Below are 2,839 nucleotides of genomic sequence, written 5' to 3'. Positions count from 1 at the left end.
AGCACGGCGCGGCGCGCGTTCGGGCCCTGCGCAGCCCACTCCGGAAAAGCGGCGGCGGCGCGGGCGGCGATCGCCGGAATGTCGCCAGCCTTCATCGCGGCGGCGCTCGAGGCAGGCTCACCGGTGAGCGGATTGAGGCGCGTGAATTCCATGATCGACTCTCCAGACTTGGATCTTGGCCCTTGGTTGTTATGAGTCATAACAATGCTGATTGCTATCGGCAATAGCTATTGCTAGGCGGAGCACATGAAGGACCCGCTGCTTTCCCTGCCCGGATATTCGCTGCGCCGTGCTGCTGCGGCGATGATGGCGGAGTTCGCCGCAAGGCTCGAACCGGTAGGTTTGCGGATTGCCGATGTTTCCGCCTTGCTGGTGATCGGCGCCAATGCGCGGATCACGGCCAGTCAGCTTGGCCGGATGCTGGATATCCAGCGCGCAAACATGGTTCCGCTGGTTGCGCGGCTCGAAGACGCGGGCCTGATCGAGCGCACGCCGCTTGACGGCAAATCGCACTCGCTGGGACTGACCGAGGCGGGCGAGGCCAAGCTGACCGATGCACGCAGAGTCATCAGTGATTTCGAGAACTGGCTGATCGGCAAGGTTCCGGCTGAGCATCGCGATCACCTCGTCCCCGCGCTCGACGCGCTCTGGCGAAATTAGCCCGCCGCGCCTTTCAGCATTGCGGCGTTGTCCTCGATTATCTGGCGCACCGAACGCGGTGGGCGGCCGAGCAAGCGCTCGACATCGCCCGAGCAGATTTCGAGGAAGCCCTCGCGGATCGCCTGGCCGAAAGTGACCATGTCGTCGCTGTTCCACGGGATGCCCGAAACGTACTGATCGTCGACCGGGCGGCGCGGGATGCCCATGGCATCGAAGATCGCGTATTGGGCCGCATCGTCGACCGGCACATATTCCAGCGGTACGCCAGTGATTTCGGCCATCAGGGCGGTCACCTCGGCAAAGTCCTGCAGCTCTGGTCCGGTGATGTCGTAGGTCCGGTTTTCGTGGCCTTGGCCGTCCAGCACGGCAACCGCGCAAGCCGCGCAATCCTCGCGCCAGACCATCGCTTCCTTGCCCTGCCCCGCATTGCTGACCCACTGGCGCGTCGCCATCACGCCCGGCCCAGCCATCACGATCATCGCATCGGCATAGTGCGCATCGCGCAAGAAGGTGAACGCCAGGCCGGAAGCCCGGATCAGGCGTTCGGTCTCGATATGATCGTGGCGCACTTCGGCGGGGTTGGCGGGATCGTCGATGCCGATGAAGCTGGTATAGACCACGTGGGCTACCCCGGCCTTCACCGCCGCATCGATCGCCGCCTGATGCTGCGCCACCCGCGCGCCGACGCGGGTGCCGGAAATCAGCAGCAGCCGTTCCGCCCCGGCCATCGCCGTCACCATGCTGGCGGGTTCGTCATAGTCGCCATAGCGCACCTCGCAGCCCAGCGCGGCCATGTCAGCCAGCTTGGCGGGGGTGCGGGTCATCAGGATCAGGTCGGCGGCGCGGCCGCGCTCGATCAGGCCCTGCGTGGCGAGGCGGCCGTACTGGCCGGACGCCCCGGTGATGACGATCTTGCCCATTGCGGTGTCAGCCCGCCGCGTCGAGCTGGGCCTGCGGCACCCACCAGCCATGAACCTGCGGACGCTGGCGCGCGGGGATGCGGATGGTGGCGACCGGCCCCTTGGCGATGGCGCCTGCCTCAAGGATCCAGGCGAAATGCTCGAAGCTGTTTTCGCCGGTCTGGTGATCGACGAAGGTGATCAGCCAGCCTTCGTGATCGGGGGAGGGCACGTGGACCGGCTCGTTATAGCACCAGCCCAGCTCCATCGGCAGCGCCTGGGTGATCTTCGGGGCGGCACCGTCGAGCCCGTCGATCCGCACCAAAAGGTCGAACATTGCGCCGACCGGGCCGCCGAACACGGGCGGGCCCTGGCGTTCGGGGTTCATGGTCAGCATGAAGCCGGTGGAATAGGGCTTGCCCTGCTTTACCGCAGGGATCACCGGGAAGTCGCCCGGCGGGCCGATGACGGTTTCCTTGACTTCGCCTTCTGGCCCCTTGGGATCGACCGTCCAGCGGGTCAGCCCGCCCTGGATTTCCCACGGCTGCATATGGATGCCCGAAGGTTCGCGGATGAAGGCGAAGGCGTTGGTGTTCGACAGGCACTGGTCGAAATGGAGCAGGCCGTCGGCGTCCTCCCAGGCGTTCATCATGTGATAGCAGAACACGCCCTTGGGGCCCTTGAACCACTTGATCTCCGAAACGTCGCCATAGCGCGGCATCACGCCCAGCCAGCTGTCCAGTTCAGGGTGATGGTGCCAGTGCTCTCCCCCCGCCTTCAGCCGGTCCAGATCGGCCGTGGTCGGATAGATCGGGAACAGCGCATAGTTCTCGCTGATCGTGAAGTCGTGCATCATCGCGCAATAGGGCGCGTCGAACCACTGTTCGGACTTGAGCTTGCCGTCCGCGCCGACCACGCAATAGGCGACCTTGGTGCTGGCGAGGCCGTCCGCCTCATAGCCATAGAAGAATAGCTCGCCTGTGGCGGCATCGATCCGCACGTGGGCGGTCATCGTTTCGGACTTGAGCGCGCCGTCGAAGTTGTAGCTGCCCAGCGTTTCCAGCGTGCGCGGATCGACGCGGTAGGGCAGGCCGTCTTCCTTGGCCATCAAGAGCTTGCCCGCGTGCCAGACCGGGGTGGTGTTGGCGAGCGTGCGATCGACCCCGGCCATGTCGGGATCGTCGGTATAGGGATTGCGGTACTTGCCGAAGCGGGCGCGGCCCAGTTCCTTTTCCGCCTTGTGGCGCGCGGTTTCGACGAACTTCATCGCAAAGTCGGCG

At 65.2% G+C, this 2,839-nt stretch carries 3 protein-coding genes; 1 reads left to right on the top strand and 2 read right to left on the bottom strand.

What is annotated here, in order from left to right:
- Window positions 1-246 precede the first annotated feature (246 nt).
- Window positions 247-660 (top strand): MarR family winged helix-turn-helix transcriptional regulator, encoded by a 414-nt coding sequence (locus tag ACE3SN_RS16675; protein ID WP_374531934.1) that lies wholly within the window; start codon window positions 247-249, stop codon window positions 658-660.
- Here the strand turns inward: ACE3SN_RS16675 and ACE3SN_RS16670 are convergent.
- A complete protein-coding gene (locus ACE3SN_RS16670) occupies window positions 657-1,580 on the bottom strand; it encodes an SDR family oxidoreductase (protein WP_374531933.1) in 924 nt (307 codons plus the stop codon). The two genes, ACE3SN_RS16675 and ACE3SN_RS16670, sit on opposite strands and share 4 nt — an antisense overlap.
- Before the next feature lie 7 nt (window positions 1,581-1,587).
- The coding region (locus ACE3SN_RS16665; protein WP_374531932.1) for a carotenoid oxygenase family protein at window positions 1,588-2,839 on the bottom strand (1,252 nt) is incomplete at its 5' end.

The organism is Novosphingobium sp. (genome assembly GCF_041915465.1).
Classification (GTDB): domain Bacteria; phylum Pseudomonadota; class Alphaproteobacteria; order Sphingomonadales; family Sphingomonadaceae; genus Novosphingobium.
The sequence above is the reverse complement of the archived record's forward strand: the minus strand, read 5'-3'. Positions and strand labels throughout refer to the sequence as shown.